Consider the following 19,966-nt stretch of genomic DNA (forward strand, 5'->3'; position numbering starts at 1 on the left):
ACTTTATCAGCCAACCAATCGAGAAGGAATGCTCACCTGTTTAAGGTACACTGGGTTGCAGTTTTCCTTTTTTATATGACAAAAAATTTCCCGGAAAATCTAATTTTTCACTTTTAGAGTTTTGTTGACTATTAGCCACAATACTATTTTAGTATAAAAAGAGGAGTTGGCTTCTTTACAAGAGAAATCAATAAATCAACAAACTATTTCATTCCTCATTTAAGCTGGCATCATTACTTCCCTCACTGCCTGTATCGCTGCAGTATATACAACTTGACGACAATAAAGGACACTGCAATTCTGCATGTAAGATTCTTATTCAATTGGAGGAAGAGTCAATGGTGATTGAAAAACAGCTTTATATGTACTTGCTCGACCATTCTCATCAGATGGCTGATGAATGGATGAACGGCCGGGACGAACAGCAAAATTCCCGCTACTCTATTCATGCCCCAAAGGAAGTTGAAGATAAGCTTCGTATGCAGCATATTCAATTTACCGACGGGCTTGCCCATTTCATTCACTGCGAATATGACCTCATTAAGTGGGCAAAGGAGCTGGCGCTGGAGCGCGAACATGAGGGTGTTCCCCTCCTGCGAATCATACAGAATTTCAAGCGCTGCCGTGAAATTTGCTGGCAGTTTATTGAAGAGTTTGCACGCATCCATGAACAAGTGGAAGCCGGCCATATCAGCTCATGGAGCTTTAAGCTCAACAGCGCCTTCGATATTATTATTGAAGTCTTTGTCGATCATTATCATTATGCCGACCAGGAAAAAATCAACCAGAGACATTTAATAGCCCAATTGGGTGTCCCCATCATCCCCATCAATGAACAGATTGGTGTGCTTCCGCTGATCGGTGATATTGACTCAGTACGGATGAACGTCATTCAGGAGCAAACGTTGACGAAAGCTCTTTCCCTGGAATTAACCTATTTAATTATTGATCTATCAGGTGTATATACACTGGATACCACGGTTGCAGAAGAATTGTTTACGGTGATCGAACAACTTTCCCTCGTTGGAATCAAGGCCATCATTACCGGTATCCGCCCGGAGATCGCGATGACAAGTATTCAGCTTGGGCTGGATTTTTCGAAAATCATAAAGTTTGGCACCCTGCAAATGGCACTGGCACATCTTTTTGATGTGAAGAAAAAGGTAAGAATATAGAGTTCCACAACAACTCTCCCCTCATGAATTCCCACTCACGGGAAAGCCTCTTTATCAATTTCTTAATTCAAACCGGCCGCATGTTTTGCGTCTCACCCTTTACACCTTCCACCCTTTCTCATGGATATAATACTTTAATAGTTTTGTATAATTTTCACCATACCGGTGATGGAGATCAGAAGCAAAATCGTGCTCAATTTGCTGCATAATCAGATCATGGTAAAAGTTATTTTTCAGCATTTCAATGATAGCTGGATGGTCGGTTTCCACTGATGACGGTTTCAATGTGCCTCCAAAGCTCCCAATAAAGACCGTTTTTGAATCACACAGCACTGAAAATTTCCGTTCATTTGTATGCCATTGGTCCTCCAGCTGGCGGACGATGACATGCTCAAGCGCGATATCGGTCTCCCCGATGGAAATGAGGACGACTGTCACGCCTCTCTTTTCCGCTTCAAGCAAGCTTTCTCCGACCCACGACAAATCTTCCGCCCAGATTTCAAGGACAATTACCTGTTCGGTGTTTGCAATCACCCGCTGGATTGCCAAGTCCAATCCTTTGTTGCCCTGCCAGTTGTAAAAAGCAGGAGCGGGACGCGGAGGTGTTTTTAGTTCCTTAATCAGCGCTTTCGACGTCTGTTCAAACTGGGATTGAAACAGGCGCACCAGTTCCTCGATCGGTACAGCGTTATAGCGGACAGTCTCTCCCTCCATGCTCCTGCATGCTCCTTTTTCTGTCAGTGACCTTAAAGCGGCATATACGTTTGCCCTGGACACCGCAACCCTTTTTGCCACTTCGTACCCCGTAAGGTCAGGCTCTTCATGCAAGGTGATGTAACACCTTGATTCCAGCTCGGTCATCCCAAGCTTTTTTAATTGTTCAATCATATTGTCCCTCCATCGTCTTCATCCGTTTTTTTTAAAACTCCGATAAAGGAGTATATTTATATACCCCTTTATTTTAATTCAATTTTAATCCAAGTTCCACTTTCTAAGGAGACATTTTTTCGACAAATTAAAAGGTTTTATGGGCGACAAAAACGGATAAAAAAAGAATACAAACTCTTTCTATGAGATGTTTGATTTTTTTAATATAGGTGCTAAAATAAAAAATGGAAGGAAGATAGAATGCTTCTTTCTTACAAGGGATGAAATATATGGAAGTCAAAGCACAGCAATCCAAGCTGGCGAACAATCTCGGAAAGCTATTGAGGGATAATTTCGGCAAAGGGCCGGAAGCAATCCACGTGACGATCTATAAACCTTATATCGTCGTTTATGTCAGCGGTTTTGTCTCACCCATGGAACAAATCTTGTTAAATCAAAACGAAGAAATGCGGGTAATGACAACGAGAGAGCTTTTAATGAAATCACTTGAACCTGAGATTACTGGACAAATAAAAGGTGTAACGGACATTGAAATACAGCATTTGTATTATGATTGGAATCTTGAGCATCAATCTGGCATTTTCGTAGGGGTTTGCCTTGATGATCTGCAAGCGGATTTAACGGAAGGCGAAGCTTATCAAGGTAAACAGGAGATTCATAACCGGATTATTAAAATGAGTAAGCTCGCACAAAAGGAACCTGAACGAATTACTTCGTATAAATTAAGTCCCCGAACCCTTGTCATAGTACGGGAAGGGATTTTGGTAGCCATTGAGCGGCAGCTAATCTCAATGGGATTTGACGATACACTGCGCATTTGCAAACGACCGTTGGAAAAAGGCCTTATGCTTCAGAATGATGACTATGATGAGGTTTTGAATGCGGAGATTCTTGATATCTTTGTCGATTGGGATTTTGAGAAGGACAACAGCATCATTACGCTCATCTTAAAACCAAAAAGCTAGTGCGGCAGTAATGAATTGGACACAATGTGCCAGTCATGAGCCGGAAAGCAAAAGGATGGTCCTTTTCTTTTCGGCTCTTTTTTTGCTGAAAAGATAAAAATACTCTACAAACGGGTACATTAGTAGAGAGAGATTTTATCTAACTGCACCCCTTGTAAGTTCACAAAAAGGAGTTTTGTCGATATGGCTGACAAACACGAGATGTCGATGTTTATGAAAGAGCTCCGTCGATTGCTTCATGACTACAAGACATGCAATAAAGATTTTTTTAAAAAGAAAATCAGTGAGGATATTTTACTGTTGAGTTCCATTGTTTATGAAAACCAAATCGGCCGCTATGAAAGCAGACTAATGGAGGCCGGCAGCTTCGAGGCCCAGCCTGCAAGGGAAATGGGACAATCCTAATCCCTCCAGAAATGCCGCTTGATGTTTCAAGCGGTATTTTTTTGCAATAATTTAAAGTTTTCATCAAAGGAAGGAAGGGAATTAATAGGAACCCACGAATACTATACATAGAAAAGTTACCGTAGATGTCAACGCACAAACCAGTAGCCATTGGAGAAGCTCCTGAACACTTAAAGTTCGGGATGCATTCATTGACTGGAATATTGGACGGGATTCAGGCAGGGCGATGTTTATATTGGAACCAATCGCATAACTGGCAGCAACAAGCTAGGCATGGAACTAGATGTGAGCCAAAAAGAAAGGCAAAGGTTGCCTTCTTTTTGGCTTTTTTAATATACGTTTTACCTAAGGGGATGATCGCTTGTTTTATACCTACATCATTGAACCATCAGCTTTGGAGCAGAAGGGTGCTTGTCATGCTTAAAACAGCTATCATAACCGAGATACATAGTGAACAGGACATCGTCACTGCGCGTCAGAAGGTAAAGCAGCTGGCCAAAACCCTAAACTTCTCAGCCATTAACCAGGTTCGGATTTCTACTGCGGTTTCTGAACTGGCCAGAAATATATATTTGTATGCCGGAACGGGAAGGCTAAGATTTGAATCCGTACTTCATCAGGACAAAGCAGGAATTAAACTCACCGCAACCGATCAGGGGCCCGGAATTCCTTCCATTCGCCGAGTTCTTGAAGACGGCTATTCCACATCAGGCGGACTCGGTATGGGACTGCCGGGTGTGAAGCGGCTGATGGACGAGTTTTTAATCGACTCATGTCCAGGTATAGGAACCACCATTATTGCTGTAAAATGGGTATAATCCCTGTACATTTTTTCAGGCTGCTTCTTTGTTCACGAAATGTTTTTCTTTTATTGACAAATGTTTGTCATTTGCTTCGTCTCAGTTGACTACAGGCTCCTAATACCCCATGATGTCAAGTGTGAGTATATATTACTAAAGGGAGCTCTTCTCTATGGATAAAGCCTTTAAAACAATGGCCGTCTTTACAAGTGTTATTATGTTTTTATTAATGATCGCCGGTACTCTTGTCACGGACACCGACTCCGGAATGGGCTGCGGCAGTGACTGGCCGTTATGTAATGGTAAATTCATTCCTGAATATACCGTAGCAACAATGATTGAATATACACATCGTTTGATTACCGGTTTCGCAGGAATTGTTGTTATTATCTTTTCGATCTGGGCATGGCGCCGTTACCGGGGTAACCGTGAAGTAAAAGGTCTTGCCATTCTTGGCATCAGTTTTATTGTCGTTGAATCGCTAATTGGAGCTGCTGCGGTACTTTGGCCGCAATCAGCGGAAGTGCTTGCGCTTCATTTTGGATTTTCACTCCTGGCCTTTACTGGTGTTGTTCTTTTGAGTGTGTTCGTTGTCCAAAAGGACCGCTCGCATTTGTTGATCAAACAATCCGTATCCAAGCGCTTTAAGTGGTTCGCCTGGGTGACAGTCGCCTATGCGTATTTGGATATTTATTCGGGAGCGTATTTGCGCCACGTAAAGGCAAGTCTCGCCTGTACCGATTTTCCCGGTTGCTACCCCGGCAACTTCTTGCCGTTAGCGGGACTCCCCGGTATCCATTATCTTCACCGGGTGGCCGCTGTTGTCTTGCTTGCCCTAGTAATTGGACTCTTTATTTACTCTATCCGGCATTTGCGAGACGGCAGGCCCGATATCTTTTACGCTTCCCTTCTCGCATTAATTTTGACCCTCTTGCAAGGAGTAAGCGGTGTGGCTGTTGTACTCAGCCGCCTGAATATCTTTACCACCCTGTCTCACTCGGCATTGATCACCATCCTTTTTGCGGTGCTTTTCTATATTGCCTTACAGACAACCAAACGGCCGGATTATTAAATATGAAAAAAGAACCAGGAGCACCTGATTGGTGTTCCTGGTTCTTTTTAGGATAGAAGCTGGTTTACCAAAATGTTTGCTTGCCAGTAAGTTACCGATTTTTCCTCGTTATCCAAGTCCCTGATAGATTCTGAGCGCTTCTTCCACAAGGTTTCTGTGAATTCCTGTCTTTTCTGCAATCCGATCGGCCCATTCTTCAAGTGTGCCTGCTGGCGATTCCAGAATGATTCCTTCTTCGGTGCTGAAAAAGCTTTGCCAGTCGTTCATCTCCCAATGGGCGATTTTTCCAGCATAGATCAACCGGCATTCCACCTGGGGGAACGATTTAATATGCTGCTGTGAGTAATTCGCCGCTTCCCACAATACGTCGGTATCAATCGGACCAGTGTCAAATATCTGTTTCGATACTTTGCCGCTGGGCCGCAGGTAGTGTACTTCAAGCTCACTGCCGCTTAACAGCGTCCTGACTTCTGCAGCCGGGAAAAACCCTTTGTGCCACTTCTCATCGAGACGTTCCACATCCAATAGAATGGGAGACAGCCATTGATCGCCAAGGTCACAGAGATAGCGGCGTCCCTCTTCATCCAAGGCAATCACGGCCACATGAACCGCATCTGTCATTAATCCGCGTCCGATTTCGTAAGCCTTAATTCCCGCTTCCTTCAGCTCGTAGAGCAGCCACAGCGACAGATCAAAGCAGTTGCCGGTCATGCCATACTGCTCATGATGCTCTTTCATGAGTGATACTTCCCGTTGCTTTTGGCTGTCCATATGCTGGGTACACCACGCTTTGGTCAGGTTTTCCATTGGGAAATTATCAAATCTCCGCCATACGGCAAGGATTTCTTCAGGTGCGTTCATCCCCCTCAGCTCCCGGGCTGCTTATTTTACATGCATGAACTTTATACAAACCGGATAAGGCACAGCCACGTCCGATTGGATCAAGGTCAATTTGCCGGTGTTTTCATCTCTTGAAAAAAGAACAAGATTTCCTGACTCCTGATTGGACGCGACAATAAATTTTTGGGATGGATCAATTTCAAAATCACGCGGCCAGTTGCCTTCTGTTGAGGTATGTTCAACAAATGTCAGCTTTCCTGAATCTGCATCTGCACTAAACACGGCGATGCTGTTATGTCCGCGGTTTCCTGCATACACGAATCGGCCGTCTTTGCTCACATGGATCGCACTTCCCTGGTTGTTTTCCGAAAAGCTTTCCGGGATCGCAGAGATGCTTTGTAATACGGAAAAACTGCCATTCTCAGCATTATAGGACAACGCGATTACTTCCGAACTGAACTCCGTCATGAGGTATGCGATTTTTCCGTTTGGATGGAACTCCAGGTGGCGGGGACCGCTTCCCGGTTTTATTGACAAACTGCTTACTTCCTCAAGCTCGCCATGCTGAAGCTTGTAGGTGATCAGCTTGTCGATGCCAAGATCAACCACTGCTACAAACTGTTCATCCGGGGTAAAACCGGCATAGTGGGTATGCGGCTTTTCCTGTCTTTTGTCCGGTCCAGACCCTTCATGGTGGACGACGGACGAAGCCTGGTGCACACCGCCTTCTTCATTATCTACCTCAAACCGCTCAACTGTTCCTTTGTGATAGTTCGCAGTCAGCACATTGCGGTTTTCGCGGTCCACACTCACATGGCATGGAGATGCTCCTTCTGTGAGCTGGCTGCGCAAGTGAGAAAGCCCTCTGGATTCATTGGTAATCTCATAAGCTGCCACTCCGCCCATATCCCCGTCTTTTCTTACGGCATACAAGTACTGGTTGTCCTCTGAAATCGTTAAATATGTAGGGTTCCCCAGCTTGGCCTCAACTTTAATATCTGTAATTTTCTGTGCTTCTGTATCAAGGGTAAACGAGTAAATGCCTTCACTGTCACCTTTTGTATAGGTTCCGATATATCCTGCATACTTTGTCATGAATAATTCCCCTTTCTTCTATCATGTTTCTTAGATTTTACCACACGACACCTTTCCTAAACCCATGAGAACCCTTAGTGTTTACATAAAAAAAACAAGGTATTCATGAGGAATACCTTGTTCTTCCCACTTATTCGACCGCTTCTTCCGCTGTCCAGGTTGCTTTTGTCAGAGATTTTTCGAGCTGTTTGACGGCTTTGGCGAAGGCAGCGGAATCATTGGCCTGCTGGGCTTCCACTAAAGCAGGCAATGGCTGTGCCGCATAGCCAGTTGTAAGACCCGGTGCGTAAATTTGGTGTTTGTACCAGCCTCTGGAGGCAAGGCCCTGCGGATTGATCAGGTCACGCTCCTGCTGGATGAGTGCTTTATTTAGCTGCTTAAGCTGGTTTGGTTTCACCTTATCTCCGGCAAGCAGGTCCTGGCTGTAGGTTTCAAGGTTCTTGGACGCTTCTTCCCATGCTTGTGCCTTAGCTTTTACATTGCTCAAATCCACACCCAGCGTTCCATCCTTCTCCACGTCTGCCAGCAGTTTTTGTACAGACTGAGCATACTCGGAGTACTGGAATGGAAGCACTTGCGAATTGGCAAGGCGAAGTGCCATAAGACCGGTAAATCGGCCAGCTGCTGCCTGGTGCTTATAGCCAGGGTCAAACAGCCGTTCCACAGAATCGGTATTGTCATATGCGCTGTGATACAGCCCGCCGGCCACGCCAAAACCAATATCCGCAGAAGGAACACCAAGATGCTGAAGGAAGGCTGTGTAATCGGATCCGCTGCCCAACTGGTCAATCTCCTGTTCTTCTCCATTATTGCGAACGAGCATATCATCATAAACCGACAGCCCGGACCGAGGCTCGGTTACATTTTTCGCCACATCATAAATGAGATCATTCAGAGACGGAACGGCTCCGGCACCAAAGAATTGTCCGGCAATGCCATCCATGTTGATGTAGGCAACCGCGTTTTTGATCAAATCCTTTTGATGCTGCTCCGCATATTCCGTAGATCCGAGCAGACCGTATTCTTCACCGTCCCAGCCCGCCAAAACGATGGTACGGTCAGGGCGCCATCCTTGTTCATACAGCTTGCCAAGTGACCGTGCGGTTTCCATGATGGTCGCCCAGCTGGAGATGTTATCGCTTGATCCATAGGTCCATGTGTCCCTGTGGCCGCCGATGACGACTTTTTCATTCGGATACTTGGATCCTTTAAACGTTACGGTGATGTCGTTAATCGGCTTCGTTTCATACTTAATGTCGAGGTTGATGCGGGCTTTGGAAGCGGCACTGCCAAGGTGGTATTTAAACGGAAGGCCGCCCTGCCAATCTTTCGGCGCTTCCTTTCCTCCCATGGCCTGAAGCAATCCTTTTGCTTCCCCGTATGAGATCGGAGTCGTTGGTATTCTTGGAAGGGAATCCGCGTTCTTCGCCTTGATGCGGTTGACTCCGTTCACTGAGGCTTTGCCTGGTGTCAGCGGATCACCGGGATAATTATAAATGTAGAGAATGCTGCCCCGCTGGATGGCATCGCTCGGACGCCACGGGCCATCAGGATAAACCGGTCCTTTTACATAGCCATCGTCCTTCGGATCAGAGTAAATGAGCACTCCTTTTGCGCCGTTCTGGGAGGCGAGGTCAGGCTTTACGCCGCGAAAGTTTTTACCATAACGAACAATGACAATTTTGTCTTTCACAGACACACCCTGCATTTTCAATGTTTCAAAGTCTTCTGGCGTTCCATAGTTGGCATACACCAGCTCCCCTTCTACATTTCCTGAAGGAGAGTACGCATTGTAGCCCTCGACGACTTCGTTTTTAAACGGGGTGTTCCTTTTCAGATTTTCCATGACGTTCAATTTTCGTTCAAATGGTGCGGTCTGGGTGACGGAAACGCTGTTGGGGTGGGAGAGGTAAACATCGTAGGTGTGGACTTTGGGATCCAGTCCTTCTTTTCTCAGCTGGTTAAGTGCGTATTTGACACCGGCATCATTGCCTTTTGTACCGACAAGTGCCGGACGCTTGCTTAATGCTCTGCTGTAGGTTTTGATCTTATTTTCCTTGATTCCATTCTTGAGCTGTTCCTCAAACTGCAGCTGCTTTTCGTACGTTCCTTTTGCAAAGCCTGTGAGATCCTGCTGCTTTGTTTCGGCGCTGGCATGAGTGAACGGCAATGCAACCGATGCCAGCAGGGCAAGCGCCATACTTCCTGCCATGTACTTCGTCCTAGAACTCCTGGATTTTTCATGTTTTCCCAATCATAAAACCTCCCTCGCTTTTTGACTATATTAGTAGAAGTCTGTAAATTCAGTCAATTTATTAAGTTCCATTTGAAGGAAAATGAATCTTTTGTCTTGTGTTCCTTTGATTAAGCTATTAAAGGACCTCTTTTCGGCACATGTCAAAAGGAGGAGGCTTGTTTTCCGGACATAAAGAAGGAATCCCTTGTGAAAAGGGATTCCTCCTTTTACTTTAGTAAGACTGCATGCATGCCTTAACGAACTCATCATCGTTTAAATCAGGATAGTCTCTATAAACCCTGTCGATTTCCGCAGACTGGCCGGGACTTAACTGCTCTTTTTCAAGCAGGCACCAATTGCCCTGTATGAGCCCCTGACGGGCGAGCACTTCATTGATGCCGGCAATACATCCTTTAAAACGATTTGCTGCATCAAAAAAAGCGGCATTCGCATCTGTAATTTCAAGGCTTTTCTGCAGCAGCGAAGCAGGAATACTGGCACTGTTACGCACCTGCTTGATCTCATCGAACAGTTCGACCGCCTTTTTCGTCCAAACTGCCCAATGTCCAAGCAGGCCGCCTGCAATTTCTTTTCTGACTGTCTGTCCTTCCACATTGATTTCATAGGAAGTGAGAAGGTCTTGAACGATATTATCATCGTTTCCTGTGTAAAGAGCGATCTCATCCCGCCTCTCGGAATGGCAGACCGCCCGGATCACATCCAGCGTCTGATATCGGTTGAAAGGCGCCATCTTGATCGCATGTACATTGGGAATGTCAGCAAACGCCCGCCAAAAGTCGTATGAAAAGACGCGGCCTCCAACAGAGGGTTGAAGATAAAAGCCAAACACCGGCAGAATCTCTGAAACCCTCCTGGCCCTCTCGAGCATCTCAGCCTCTGTTAAGTCATTCAGTCCGCCAGGGCTAAGCAGACCGAGATCATAGCCCATAGATCTTGCAATGAACGCCTCTCTCTCGGCCTGTTCGGTGCTACCGCAAATTCCGGCGACTTTGATAAACGGGTGCTGCAGTTCTCTTTTATCTACTTCTTCTGCCGCAAGCCGCAGCACTTTTTCATAGAGATTAAACATTGGATCCCTGATTTCAAATTGGGTCGTATGAACACCAACCGCTATTCCACCTGCACCGGAATCCATATAATAGTTTGTAAGTCTCCTCTGGCTCGTTTCATCAAGCTGACGGTTCCGATTCAGGGCCAAGGGATGGGCTGGAATGACCGTTCCATCCAACAAAAGCTTCTTAACCTTTGGCTCCAGCATATTAAAATGCTCCCTGCCTTTCCTGAAAATGGGTTGGTTTATCAATTGTCTGACCGTCCCCCTTTATCCAATCTGCGGTCCAGGCGATCATAGTATTTAAGGACACAGAAGGATATCCAAATAAGTGATGCGCCTTGGAAGAATTATTAAGCAGAGCTGTTGGCTGCTCTTCTCCGACAAAGGTGACCGGCTTGTTGAACCGTGCTGCAAATTGCTGTGCCAGCCAGCGGATGGACACCGTTTCAGGACCCGTGATGTTCAGAACAGCAGGTGGGCTTTCACTTAGAAGCAATGAACGAAGCGCATATTCGTTAGCGTCTCCCTGCCAAATCACGTTTACATGGCCCATCCTCACATCGACCGGCTTTTCTTGATATACCTGTTTGGCAATTTCCAATAGAACTCCGTATTTCATATCAATGGCATAGTTCAGCCGAAACAACGTAACCGGTGTGCCATTCTTGCGGGAGAAGTAGGAGTAAATTCGTTCTCTGCCAAGACAGGACTGCGCATACTCACCGACAGGATGGACAGGATGTGTTTCATCGCACCCTCCCTGTGCCAAGGGAACAAGGGGATATACATTTCCAGTGGAAAATACCACATGACGTGCATTGGGAAACCGCTCCGCCACACGGCCGGGCAAATACGTATTCATCGCCCACGTGTACTGTTCATTGCCGGTTGTGCCGAATTTATGGCCTGCCATATAAATCATGTTCTCCGCCTCTGGCAGCCTTAGCAAATCCTCTTCTCTCAACAGATCTGCACTGATGGTTTCAATTCCCGCCTCCTCCAGTTCCGTGCGAAGCGTGCCGGAAGAAAAGCGCGAGACACCGATTACACGCTTTGATAGATTTCCTGCGTCAATGGCCCGTTTGGCAAGCTTCGCCATTGACGGCCCCATCTTCCCTCCAATTCCTAAAATCATAATATCTCCATTAAGCTGTTTTATATCTTCAATCAGCCGCTCTGACGGCCTTGTCATCACTTCTTCCAGTTCCTGCATGGTATTCATGATTTCACCTCATTTTCAGTTTTAATTAGAGCGATAATATTCCTTCCATACTTTCATGATATAATGCACCATCCTGTAAAAAAACGACATAAATCCGTCCATAATTCATAAAAAAAGCCAGGCACCGCTTCATACGATGCCTGGCTTAAAATTTAATTTTTTAAAAAGAAACACAGTGCCCGCGGAAGGTCCTCTTTCCAAAAGACCCATCTGTGTTCCTCATCCTCGACATGATAATCGAGGGAAAGCCCCTTCTCCTCAAAAACCTCCATCATGCGCTGATTGCCATCGTAGATGTGGGCAATCTCTCCCGTCACCGGGGACTTGAAATTGTTTTCCCGCTGACCGACGACCTGATAGATTTTCCAGTCCGGGTGCACGATCTGCCGTTGCGCTTCCTCTGCCATTTCTTCATCAAATGCTGAAGACTGCAAAAGAAGGTGCGACCAGCATTCAGGTTTTTGCATGGCAAGGTATAAAGAAATAACCCCGGCCAGTGAATCACCAATCAGGCCCATCTTCACCACATTCATATTGATAGCTTTGAGCTTTTGCTGTACATCAGGAAGCACTTCTTCATAAAAGAATTCTGTGAAATCGTTAAAGTGCTCCCCATGCGGATGGTAAACCTCCCGCCGTTGTGAAGGAGAACCCGGACTGACGGTAACCATCACAAGGTTGGACGCCAGCTCAGGCTTTTCCTCCAATAACTTTTCAAACGTTTCCTGAAGCCCTCCGAGCTTCATGTAATAATACCCGTCCTGCACGAAGAGGAGCTGCACATCCCCTTCCTGCAGCTGGTCCGAAAACAGCCATTTCACCTCGATATCGCGGTTCAACTGTTTGCTGTGCATGCGGTTTTCATTGATTAACAGACTAATGGGTACCCCTCCTGACTGCTCTATGTTATCCACCGTTTATCATAGCATGAAAGAGTTACTCTTTTAAAATATCCTTTATAAGAACAGTCTAAATGGTATAACCAGGAAAAATGACAAAGGGTATAGAGGATGTTAATGAAAAAAGAATATACCTATTACAACACAGGCCCAGAAGACTTAGTCGTTCAATTTTTACCCATATCCATTGTGGTTGCTTGGTTCTGTTCGTCATATTTATCATTGGTTTTTTTATTAAATTTCTTCGAAAGTAAGAAAAGCATATGACCCTTATGGGTCATATGCTTTCGTTTATAGAAACTAATTGAATTAGCCTTCCCAACTAATCTTCCACTTTTTGATAATAGACTCCCCTTTTGCATAACTATAGGATTTATTTATTAATTTCTTTGTTGTACCTTTTGAAAAATTAAAGCTATATGTAAAAATGGTCCATTTGCCTGTATCATTATTGTAAGAAGCTAATTCATATTTATTCTTTCCAGCAATATGAGGCCTTTTTGTATACCAGAATTCTTTTTTTATTTTAGAAAGCTTTCCATTCTTTACATAATAAAAGGTTATGGATTCGAAGTTAGAGCTTCCTGTCTCCGCAAATCCAAATAAATCTGGCTGCCCTTTATATTTTGAGGGAATATAATAGATCATTTTTTTAGTTTTGTTGTAAATGTAATTGTTTTTATGAACCTTTGTATAGGATGGTTTTTTGTTGCCCGACTTTAAGTAAACTTTATAATTTCCTTTGTACAATTTATCTCCTTTATTGACCCCGGCCCAAGGACAATTCCAACTGCATTTATCATAGCTTCCCTTTTTAAAACTCTCCTTTGATGCCTTTATATAAATCCTATACTTTTTTCCTTTTGAGTCTAAAACCGTAAATGACATCCTACTGTTTTTTGTATTTACTCCTTTGGCTGAAACACTGCTGGCCATACATGTTACTGTGACTAGACAAACAATAAATAACAACAAGTACTTTTTCATTCGTTATCTCCCTTTTATAGAATCTTTCAACGAATGTAATATCGACTTATTAGTTTATATTTTTACTGATTTAAATTTAGAAAAACAAAAAAGCAAAACCCTTATAATTATGGATTTTGCTTCTTACTACTTTATACTGCTTGCAAGTTCCTTATCTCTCTTCGATCGGCTCTTCTGCCATGCTTCGGTCCTTAATGAAGAACGTCAGGGCAAGTGCAATCAAGGAAAGCGCAGAGATGACCATAAAGGCCATGTTGGCGCCATAAATGTCAGCATGCTTCACACCTGGTGCCGCATTCGACTCGGCTGTCGTCATGACGGTGACAAGGATAGCCGTTCCGACCGAAGCCGCAATCATCCGCATCGTATTATCCATAGCTGCTCCATGCGGAATGAGCCGTTTTGGCAGCTGATTCAGCCCTGCTGTGGAAGCTGGCATCATGACCATGGATAAACCAAACATCCGCACACTGTACAAAATGGTGATGTACATAAACGAGGTGGATGGATTCAAAAAGGACAATCCGAGAGAGGTGGCCGTAATAATCACCAGGCCGGTAAACGCCAGCCAGCGGGCACCGATCCGGTCAAAAATCCTTCCTGTTATCGGTGACATCAACCCTGAGATCAAAGCACCCGGCAACAGGGCAAGGCCTGCCTCAAACGCAGAGAATCCCCTCATATTTTGCATGAACAATGGAATGATCGTTTCCGAACCAATCAGCCCCATGAACGTGATTGCTCCAATCATTACCGTAAAAGGAAAAATCCCTTTCGTAAACACCCTGAATTCCAGCATGGGGTGGTTCATTCGCAGCTGACGTGTGATGAACAACAAGAGAGCAAGCGCCCCCAAAGCGAGTGATATGAGCGTAATTTGTGCCGACCAGCCGTTATTCCCTGCACTTGTAAATCCGTACAGCAAACCGCCAAAGCCGAGCGAGGAAAGAACAATCGACAGGACATCCACCTGCGGCTTCGTCACTTCGGTCACATTTTTCAAAGTAAAATAAGCCACAACGATATCGATCAGAGCGATTGGCAAAATGATAAAGAATAATACCCGCCATGAATAATGGGAAGTAACCCAGCCGGATAATGCAGGGCCGATTGCCGGCGCAAATGAAATGACGAGACCAATCAGTCCCATCGCGGCACCGCGCTTATTGACCGGGAAAATCATTAAAAATACGGTCTGCATGAGCGGCAGCATCACACCGGCTCCGCTCGACTGGATGACCCTTCCCAAGAGCAGCATCTCGAAATTGGGAGCCATACCTGCCACCAATGTGCCAAAAGCAAAAACGCTCATCGCCGTAATAAACAACTGTCTGGTTGTAAAACGCTGCAATAAAAAGGCGCTGACCGGGATCATAATTCCATTCACGAGCATAAACACAGTAGTCAGCCATTGCGCGCTGTTCGCTGTAATATGCATTTCCTCCATGACCGGAGGGATTGCCGTAATCATGAGCGTTTGGTTGAGAATCGCAATGAACGACCCCGCAAGAAGAAGTGTGACAATGGTAGACTGTTTGTAACTTGTAGTTTCCATCTATATTGACCCTCATTTCCTTTCTAAATTAATCCGATAAACCCCATATTACCTGAAAGAAAATGGGATAGCTAATGACGTGCCTCGAATTTCATTAGATTTTTTCATATAAAAAGGCTTGAACGGACCCAAGCCGCTCAAGCCTTTTGCTGTTCCAGATTCACAAACACCGGAGAATGATCACTTGCAAACCTTCCATTCATTCTGCCGTCCACAATCTCGGCACTTTTCACTTTCCAATGGTCGGTGACGAGCACCCAGTCGATCCGGTTTTCTTCCCCTCCACCTTTTTCATCTGTATAGTCCGTAAATGTCCCAAGACCACGGCCCTTCTTTTCTTCTGCCTCGGTCCAAGTATCCTTAAAGATACTGTTCTCTGTTAATATGCCGTAAGCCTCACTAGCGGGAGAGCTGTTAAAATCGCCAGTTAGCACCAAGGGAGCCTGTTCAGAAAGGGCACCTGCTCTTTCCAGCAACAGATGAGCCGCGTTTTGGCGTGCGTCCCCGGAGATATGGTCCATATGGGTGTTCAACACGTAAAAGGACTCTCTGGTGTCCCTGTGTTCAAGAAGAACCCAAGTTGCCATTCGCGTACAGGCGCTCCCCCAGGAAACCGATCCGATCACTTCCGGTGTTTCAGACAGCCAGAAATGGTCGTATGCCACCACTCTATATACGCTGCTTTTATAAAATATTGCCATAAACTCACCATTGGATCCGCCTTCCCGCCCAAGGCCTATGTATCGATAATCCGGCAGATCCTCCTCGAGCCCCAAAAGCTGGTTATATGTGCCTTCCTGCGTGCATAGCACATCCGGTGAATACTTCTGCAGCACCTTTTTCATGACGGGCCGCCGCTCCTCCCAGGCATGTTCTCCTGTATCATGCGGACCAGCAACCCTTATGTTATAGGTCATCATCGACATCGACATCTTCATCACCCCTTTGTCCCTTTCCTTACCCTTTTCCCGACAAATAATCCTCGATAAAATGAAAGGAGTAGATTTGTCTTGGCCGCCCTTTGGATGCCAGTTTTTCTTCCCCTACGATTTGAATCAGCCCCGCATCCAGACATTGTAAAAGAATGCGGTGTGCGCTTCTTATGGTAACCCCAAGAATATCCGCAATTTCTTGTGCGGTGTAGGTAATCCGCTCACTGCGTTTAATCTGGGCAAGCATTTTACCAAGATAGGCGGCGGTCATGCCTGTTTTTTCAGCCTTCAGAAGGAGTATAGAATCAGTCACCGATAAGCTGTAGATTAAAGGATTGGACATCTCCACCGGCCCGACCACACTTTTATCTTCGCGGACAATGAAGCACTGGTTACTGCCAAATTGCATGGACTGGCGCAGCGCAATCCAGGCATGATTCCCTGCATCCTTGGCTGATAATCCAAATCCAACGCCCACCGAAAGAGAAAGCTCCATATCGTCTTTTAAAGATTGAAGAAGCGGAATACTTTTATAGCCTTCGGATACGCGTTCGAAAATGCCTCTGGTGGTGACCAGTAAAAACTCATCCTCTCCTACACTCATGAGATGAGCTTCAAGTGCCGCTGAATAGTCGCGGATCAATTGACGGATAAAGGATTTTTTCTTTTGGATGCGGTGGCCGTCCAGCTCACATTTCTCCTCGAAGCAGGGGACGATTCTGATCCGGCCCATTACGATTTGCGAGTCTTTATTCTGCCTCTTTTTGCATGACAGCAATGCGCGTTCCATGGCGTTGATTATGTCCTGCTCAGTCGGCGTAATCCATTGATTGGGAACACCCAGCCTTTCAAGATCTTCAGCGATTTCTTTACTTCCCGTCAGCGCTCCTTGTGATTTCCCCTCAATAAAATACTGCTGATGCCGTTTGAGAATTTGGGAGGTGGTCTGGAACACCCTTTCCTCTTGGACAGGAATGACTGCGATCTCTTCTTCAACTTCCGAAAGGACATGGCTCACATCACGGACGGATAATGTGTCTACAGAGATTCCTTTCACCTCAGTATGTTTTCTCATCAGCCGGTAGAGTGCGCTGTATAGCCCTGAAGCTTTTAAAGGGATATAATGGGCGGGCACCTCAAAATCGATATGGTTCTTCACCAGCTTATAAACCTCATAGCTTGAAAATAGCAGAACGTCCACTTTATCTGCTAACTCCTTGGTGAGAGTGACGACATCCGACATATCCTCGGAGACTTGCAATACGAGCGTGAAGGTCGGAAACCCCTTGATCACTTTTTGAATCCTCCGGGCAATAACACTCGGTGCAATCACCCCGATAAAGATTTGCCCTGACATTGCTTTTTCACCTCCGTTTTCAGTTATATTCAATCACCTTCGTAAGTACACTTGTGTTTTCCTGCTGCAATTCCGAGTACGCTTCTGAAATATTGTCGAACAGGACCGATTCCTGAAAATAGGCATTCACCTGAATACGTTTTTCGCTGAGCAGCCTCAGGAACTCTCCCATATTACGGCCCTCTGTCCACCGGACATACGCATACGGATAATCGACTGCCGCTTTCTCATATACCGGGTCATATCTTCCAGGACCACCGGCCCGTGAAATTAATATCTGTGCTTCCTTGCCAAACATGAGACTTCGTTTGAAATGGGGCTCAACATCACCGACAATTACAATTTTCCCCTTGTCTCTCACCCATTCCAGACTTTCATTCGTAAGCGGTGAGTGGCCTCCCCCCGCACACAGCAGGACAGCATCAGCGCCAAGGCCGTTCGTCTTTTCTTCAATGCGTCTGTTCAGGTGTTCATTTGATGTGGCTACTTCAACACCTGTGAACGATTGGAACAATTGGGCCCGGCTCTCATTCACCTCATATGGAATGACATCATAGGCGCTTGCATGCGAAATCTGTGCGATAATCTGACCAAGCACACCAAGCCCTGCGATGACAACAGATTCACCAAATTGCAAATTGGCCATTCGGAGAGCGTGAATGGCTATAGCACCTACTCCCGCAAACGCTGCCTCCTTCGCCTGTACATTGTCAGGGACTGGGCTGCAAAGCGTTTTGGGAACAAGCAAATATTCAGAGTGTCTGACGTAAGGAACACCATAGCACGCGACCAGTTGGCCTTTTGTAAATGGCTTCGTATCACCGCCGCATTCCACAATCGTTCCGGCAGCACTGTACCCGAGATAAGCGGTGCGGTTTTGGCTGGAACGGATCACTGACAGCTCAGTTCCTGTACTGATGACGGAATGTGAGGTTTTCACCAGCAGATAATGCTCTTGAACCTTAGGGATTTCGCTCTCGATCATTGTTATTTTTCCTTCCTTTGCCGCTACACTTTTCATTGCTCTTTCCCCCTTTCACCAGCCATTAATGGAACAGCTCGCGACAGCTTCGTTTCTATTCTCTTTATGAGCAGTGATTCATCCAGCAGACCAGACAAATAAAGGCGAAGCTCATCACGAATTTCCTTCAGTTCTTTAAAGGACAATCCCAGGTCACTGTACAAACGGAAACTCGGCACAATTTCACGGAACATTTTAAAGCGGGATGGAAGACTGACGGTTTCGCCGCCCGTCTTTTCGGCTGTTTTTTTGGCAGCAGGAAGGCTTAACGTATTCCTGCGGATTCTTTCCTGGCTTTCCTCTGACCCCAGAAAGTCGACCAGCAGCTTAGCGGCATCCTTCTTCATGGATTGCTTATTCACTGCAAGCCCGATCATAAGGAGCATCGTCCGTGCATCTCCAGAATACGGAAGCGGAGCAATATCATATTCAATGGCTGAATCGATCATCTGATTCAAACTGAAATAAGAGCACATGATCATGGACGCCTTTCCCGCCTTAAACAGTGCTTCCGTGTCCTGGTCGCTGTCCGACAGATAGTTCACCCCCGCTTTTTGCTGCTCCACCACATGTTTAAACTGCTTGATGCTCCTGATAAAACGCACATGATCAAAATGTGTTTCCCCGCGTTCGCCCCATGAAAAGACCACCTGATTCTGAAGGAGGAAAATGGGCCATCTATTCAGGGATAGAGGATGGAAATAGAACCCGCAGCGTATCGCTTCTTCATCTCCCCCAGTGAGCCTCTCCGCCGCATCCAGGGCATCTTCCCACTGCCACCCGCTATCCGGCAGGGCAATTCCCGCCTCTTCAAAGTGTTTGACATTGTAGCAAAGAATGATCGGTGAAAACAGGAAGGGTCTTACATAAGTATTTTGTGCAGCAAACCCTTTATTCAGAAAGGGGTATACTTCATCATTTTCTGCCAGGGGCTCGAGCACTTCGTTGTGGCAGGGTTCTAAATCCAAAAAATCATTGTAGTTAACCGTAACCACGTCCACCATGTCATTTTGAAAAAAATCATAGACCGTCTGGCTGTAGTGATTATATGGAAGATTGATGGTTTGCACCTTGATCAATGGATATTTTTCTTCAAACCTCGCAATCAGCTCCTTCAGCACAGCTTCGTTTTGAATGCTGGGATAATAGCCAAACTTTAACGTCAGTGGCTCAAATGGCATGGCAGCGGCTACCATATTCCCGACCCTTGATTTTTTAACGATCAGTCCTTCCCTCACCAGCTGATCGAGTCCTCTTCTGACCGAATTTTTACTCAGGTCATATCGCTCGGCAAGTGTAAGCTCTGACGGCAAGTAATCACCCACTGCCCATACCCCATCCTTGATTTGCTGTTTAATGGAATCAACAAATTGGTCAAATTTTATTTTGAATTGCTCTCGGTTTGTTTTTTCGCTCATAATACGTCTACCATCCTCTGAAAA

At 45.6% G+C, this 19,966-nt stretch carries 18 protein-coding genes; 5 read left to right on the forward strand and 13 right to left on the reverse strand.

All coding sequences use genetic code 11. The features are described from left to right. The first annotated feature begins 338 nt into the window (after positions 1–338). Positions 339–1,175, forward strand: a complete 837-nt coding sequence (locus BLT53_RS16745) for an STAS domain-containing protein (RefSeq protein ID WP_090236413.1) — start codon at positions 339–341, stop codon at positions 1,173–1,175. A gap of 99 nt (positions 1,176–1,274) precedes the next feature. On the opposite strand, the gene BLT53_RS16750 is transcribed toward BLT53_RS16745, so the two are convergent. Beyond that, the gene (locus BLT53_RS16750) at positions 1,275–2,063 is read right to left on the reverse strand and encodes a TrmB family transcriptional regulator (RefSeq protein WP_090236414.1); all 789 of its coding nucleotides are present in this window, start codon (positions 2,061–2,063) and stop codon (positions 1,275–1,277) included. 269 nt (positions 2,064–2,332) lie between these two features. Here BLT53_RS16750 and BLT53_RS16755 point away from each other — a divergent pair, with 269 nt between their 5' ends. The 4 genes from BLT53_RS16755 (at position 2,333) to BLT53_RS16770 (ending at position 5,305) form a co-directional block, all read left to right on the forward strand. Next, positions 2,333–3,028: a Na-translocating system protein MpsC family protein gene (locus tag BLT53_RS16755; RefSeq protein ID WP_090236415.1), complete on the forward strand. Its 696-nt coding sequence runs from the start codon at positions 2,333–2,335 to the stop codon at positions 3,026–3,028. Positions 3,029–3,211: 183 nt separating this feature from the next. Continuing rightward, the gene (locus BLT53_RS16760; protein ID WP_090236417.1) at positions 3,212–3,433 is read left to right on the forward strand and encodes a hypothetical protein; all 222 of its coding nucleotides are present in this window, start codon (positions 3,212–3,214) and stop codon (positions 3,431–3,433) included. A 416-nt stretch (positions 3,434–3,849) separates the two neighbouring features. Continuing rightward, on the forward strand, positions 3,850–4,251 hold the full coding sequence (locus tag BLT53_RS16765; protein WP_090236418.1) for an anti-sigma regulatory factor: 402 nt from the start codon (positions 3,850–3,852) through the stop codon (positions 4,249–4,251). Positions 4,252–4,405: 154 nt separating this feature from the next. Next, positions 4,406–5,305, forward strand: coding sequence for a COX15/CtaA family protein (locus tag BLT53_RS16770; RefSeq protein WP_090236419.1), 900 nt, complete (start codon positions 4,406–4,408; stop codon positions 5,303–5,305). A 108-nt stretch (positions 5,306–5,413) separates the two neighbouring features. On the opposite strand, the gene BLT53_RS16775 is transcribed toward BLT53_RS16770, so the two are convergent. The 12 genes from BLT53_RS16775 to BLT53_RS16830 form a co-directional block, all read right to left on the reverse strand. Further along, a complete protein-coding gene (locus tag BLT53_RS16775; protein WP_090236421.1) occupies positions 5,414–6,166 on the reverse strand; it encodes a hypothetical protein in 753 nt (250 codons plus the stop codon). 21 nt (positions 6,167–6,187) lie between these two features. Continuing rightward, positions 6,188–7,240 (reverse strand): lactonase family protein, encoded by a 1,053-nt coding sequence (locus BLT53_RS16780; protein ID WP_090236422.1) that lies wholly within the window; start codon positions 7,238–7,240, stop codon positions 6,188–6,190. A 130-nt stretch (positions 7,241–7,370) separates the two neighbouring features. After that, entirely contained in the window at positions 7,371–9,452 is a 2,082-nt protein-coding gene (locus BLT53_RS16785) for a M28 family peptidase (protein WP_244520444.1), read from the reverse strand. 256 nt (positions 9,453–9,708) lie between these two features. After that, positions 9,709–10,755, reverse strand: a complete 1,047-nt coding sequence (locus BLT53_RS16790) for a dihydrodipicolinate synthase family protein (protein ID WP_090236424.1) — start codon at positions 10,753–10,755, stop codon at positions 9,709–9,711. 1 nt (position 10,756) lies between these two features. After that, positions 10,757–11,773 carry an NAD-dependent epimerase/dehydratase family protein gene (locus BLT53_RS16795; RefSeq protein ID WP_090236425.1) on the reverse strand — a complete coding sequence of 339 codons (1,017 nt, stop codon included), beginning with the start codon at positions 11,771–11,773 and terminating at the stop codon, positions 10,757–10,759. Between the two features lie 152 nt (positions 11,774–11,925). Beyond that, positions 11,926–12,687, reverse strand: coding sequence for an alpha/beta hydrolase (locus BLT53_RS16800; protein ID WP_139168419.1), 762 nt, complete (start codon positions 12,685–12,687; stop codon positions 11,926–11,928). A gap of 294 nt (positions 12,688–12,981) precedes the next feature. Next, positions 12,982–13,659 (reverse strand): hypothetical protein, encoded by a 678-nt coding sequence (locus tag BLT53_RS16805; RefSeq protein WP_090236427.1) that lies wholly within the window; start codon positions 13,657–13,659, stop codon positions 12,982–12,984. A 151-nt stretch (positions 13,660–13,810) separates the two neighbouring features. Then, complete coding sequence (locus tag BLT53_RS16810) at positions 13,811–15,214, reverse strand: DHA2 family efflux MFS transporter permease subunit (protein ID WP_090236429.1); 1,404 nt, start codon at positions 15,212–15,214, stop codon at positions 13,811–13,813. A gap of 137 nt (positions 15,215–15,351) precedes the next feature. Then, on the reverse strand, positions 15,352–16,146 hold the full coding sequence (locus BLT53_RS16815) for an endonuclease/exonuclease/phosphatase family protein (protein WP_170834379.1): 795 nt from the start codon (positions 16,144–16,146) through the stop codon (positions 15,352–15,354). 25 nt (positions 16,147–16,171) lie between these two features. Then, complete coding sequence (locus tag BLT53_RS16820) at positions 16,172–17,503, reverse strand: GGDEF domain-containing protein (RefSeq protein WP_090236432.1); 1,332 nt, start codon at positions 17,501–17,503, stop codon at positions 16,172–16,174. Positions 17,504–17,522: 19 nt separating this feature from the next. Then, positions 17,523–18,524 (reverse strand): zinc-dependent alcohol dehydrogenase, encoded by a 1,002-nt coding sequence (locus BLT53_RS16825; RefSeq protein ID WP_090236434.1) that lies wholly within the window; start codon positions 18,522–18,524, stop codon positions 17,523–17,525. Then, the gene (locus tag BLT53_RS16830) at positions 18,521–19,942 is read right to left on the reverse strand and encodes an extracellular solute-binding protein (protein ID WP_090236436.1); all 1,422 of its coding nucleotides are present in this window, start codon (positions 19,940–19,942) and stop codon (positions 18,521–18,523) included. The genes BLT53_RS16825 and BLT53_RS16830 overlap by 4 nt, the downstream gene beginning before the upstream one ends. Between the last annotated feature and the right edge of the window lie 24 nt (positions 19,943–19,966).

Origin of the sequence: Fictibacillus solisalsi, from assembly GCF_900103485.1 — a bacterium.
Taxonomy (GTDB): domain Bacteria; phylum Bacillota; class Bacilli; order Bacillales; family Fictibacillaceae; genus Fictibacillus_C; species Fictibacillus_C solisalsi.

Coding starts and splice junctions, on each gene's coding strand:
- BLT53_RS16745 (WP_090236413.1), top strand. CDS start 339: ATGGTGATTGAAAAACAGCTTTATATGTACTTGCTCGACCATTCTCAT.
- BLT53_RS16750 (WP_090236414.1), bottom strand. CDS start 2,063: ATGATTGAACAATTAAAAAAGCTTGGGATGACCGAGCTGGAATCAAGG.
- BLT53_RS16755 (WP_090236415.1), top strand. CDS start 2,333: ATGGAAGTCAAAGCACAGCAATCCAAGCTGGCGAACAATCTCGGAAAG.
- BLT53_RS16760 (WP_090236417.1), top strand. CDS start 3,212: ATGGCTGACAAACACGAGATGTCGATGTTTATGAAAGAGCTCCGTCGA.
- BLT53_RS16765 (WP_090236418.1), top strand. CDS start 3,850: ATGCTTAAAACAGCTATCATAACCGAGATACATAGTGAACAGGACATC.
- BLT53_RS16770 (WP_090236419.1), top strand. CDS start 4,406: ATGGATAAAGCCTTTAAAACAATGGCCGTCTTTACAAGTGTTATTATG.
- BLT53_RS16775 (WP_090236421.1), bottom strand. CDS start 6,166: ATGAACGCACCTGAAGAAATCCTTGCCGTATGGCGGAGATTTGATAAT.
- BLT53_RS16780 (WP_090236422.1), bottom strand. CDS start 7,240: ATGACAAAGTATGCAGGATATATCGGAACCTATACAAAAGGTGACAGT.
- BLT53_RS16785 (WP_244520444.1), bottom strand. CDS start 9,452: ATGGCAGGAAGTATGGCGCTTGCCCTGCTGGCATCGGTTGCATTGCCG.
- BLT53_RS16790 (WP_090236424.1), bottom strand. CDS start 10,755: ATGCTGGAGCCAAAGGTTAAGAAGCTTTTGTTGGATGGAACGGTCATT.
- BLT53_RS16795 (WP_090236425.1), bottom strand. CDS start 11,773: ATGAATACCATGCAGGAACTGGAAGAAGTGATGACAAGGCCGTCAGAG.
- BLT53_RS16805 (WP_090236427.1), bottom strand. CDS start 13,659: ATGAAAAAGTACTTGTTGTTATTTATTGTTTGTCTAGTCACAGTAACA.
- BLT53_RS16810 (WP_090236429.1), bottom strand. CDS start 15,214: ATGGAAACTACAAGTTACAAACAGTCTACCATTGTCACACTTCTTCTT.
- BLT53_RS16815 (WP_170834379.1), bottom strand. CDS start 16,146: ATGTCGATGTCGATGATGACCTATAACATAAGGGTTGCTGGTCCGCAT.
- BLT53_RS16820 (WP_090236432.1), bottom strand. CDS start 17,503: ATGTCAGGGCAAATCTTTATCGGGGTGATTGCACCGAGTGTTATTGCC.
- BLT53_RS16825 (WP_090236434.1), bottom strand. CDS start 18,524: ATGAAAAGTGTAGCGGCAAAGGAAGGAAAAATAACAATGATCGAGAGC.
- BLT53_RS16830 (WP_090236436.1), bottom strand. CDS start 19,942: ATGAGCGAAAAAACAAACCGAGAGCAATTCAAAATAAAATTTGACCAA.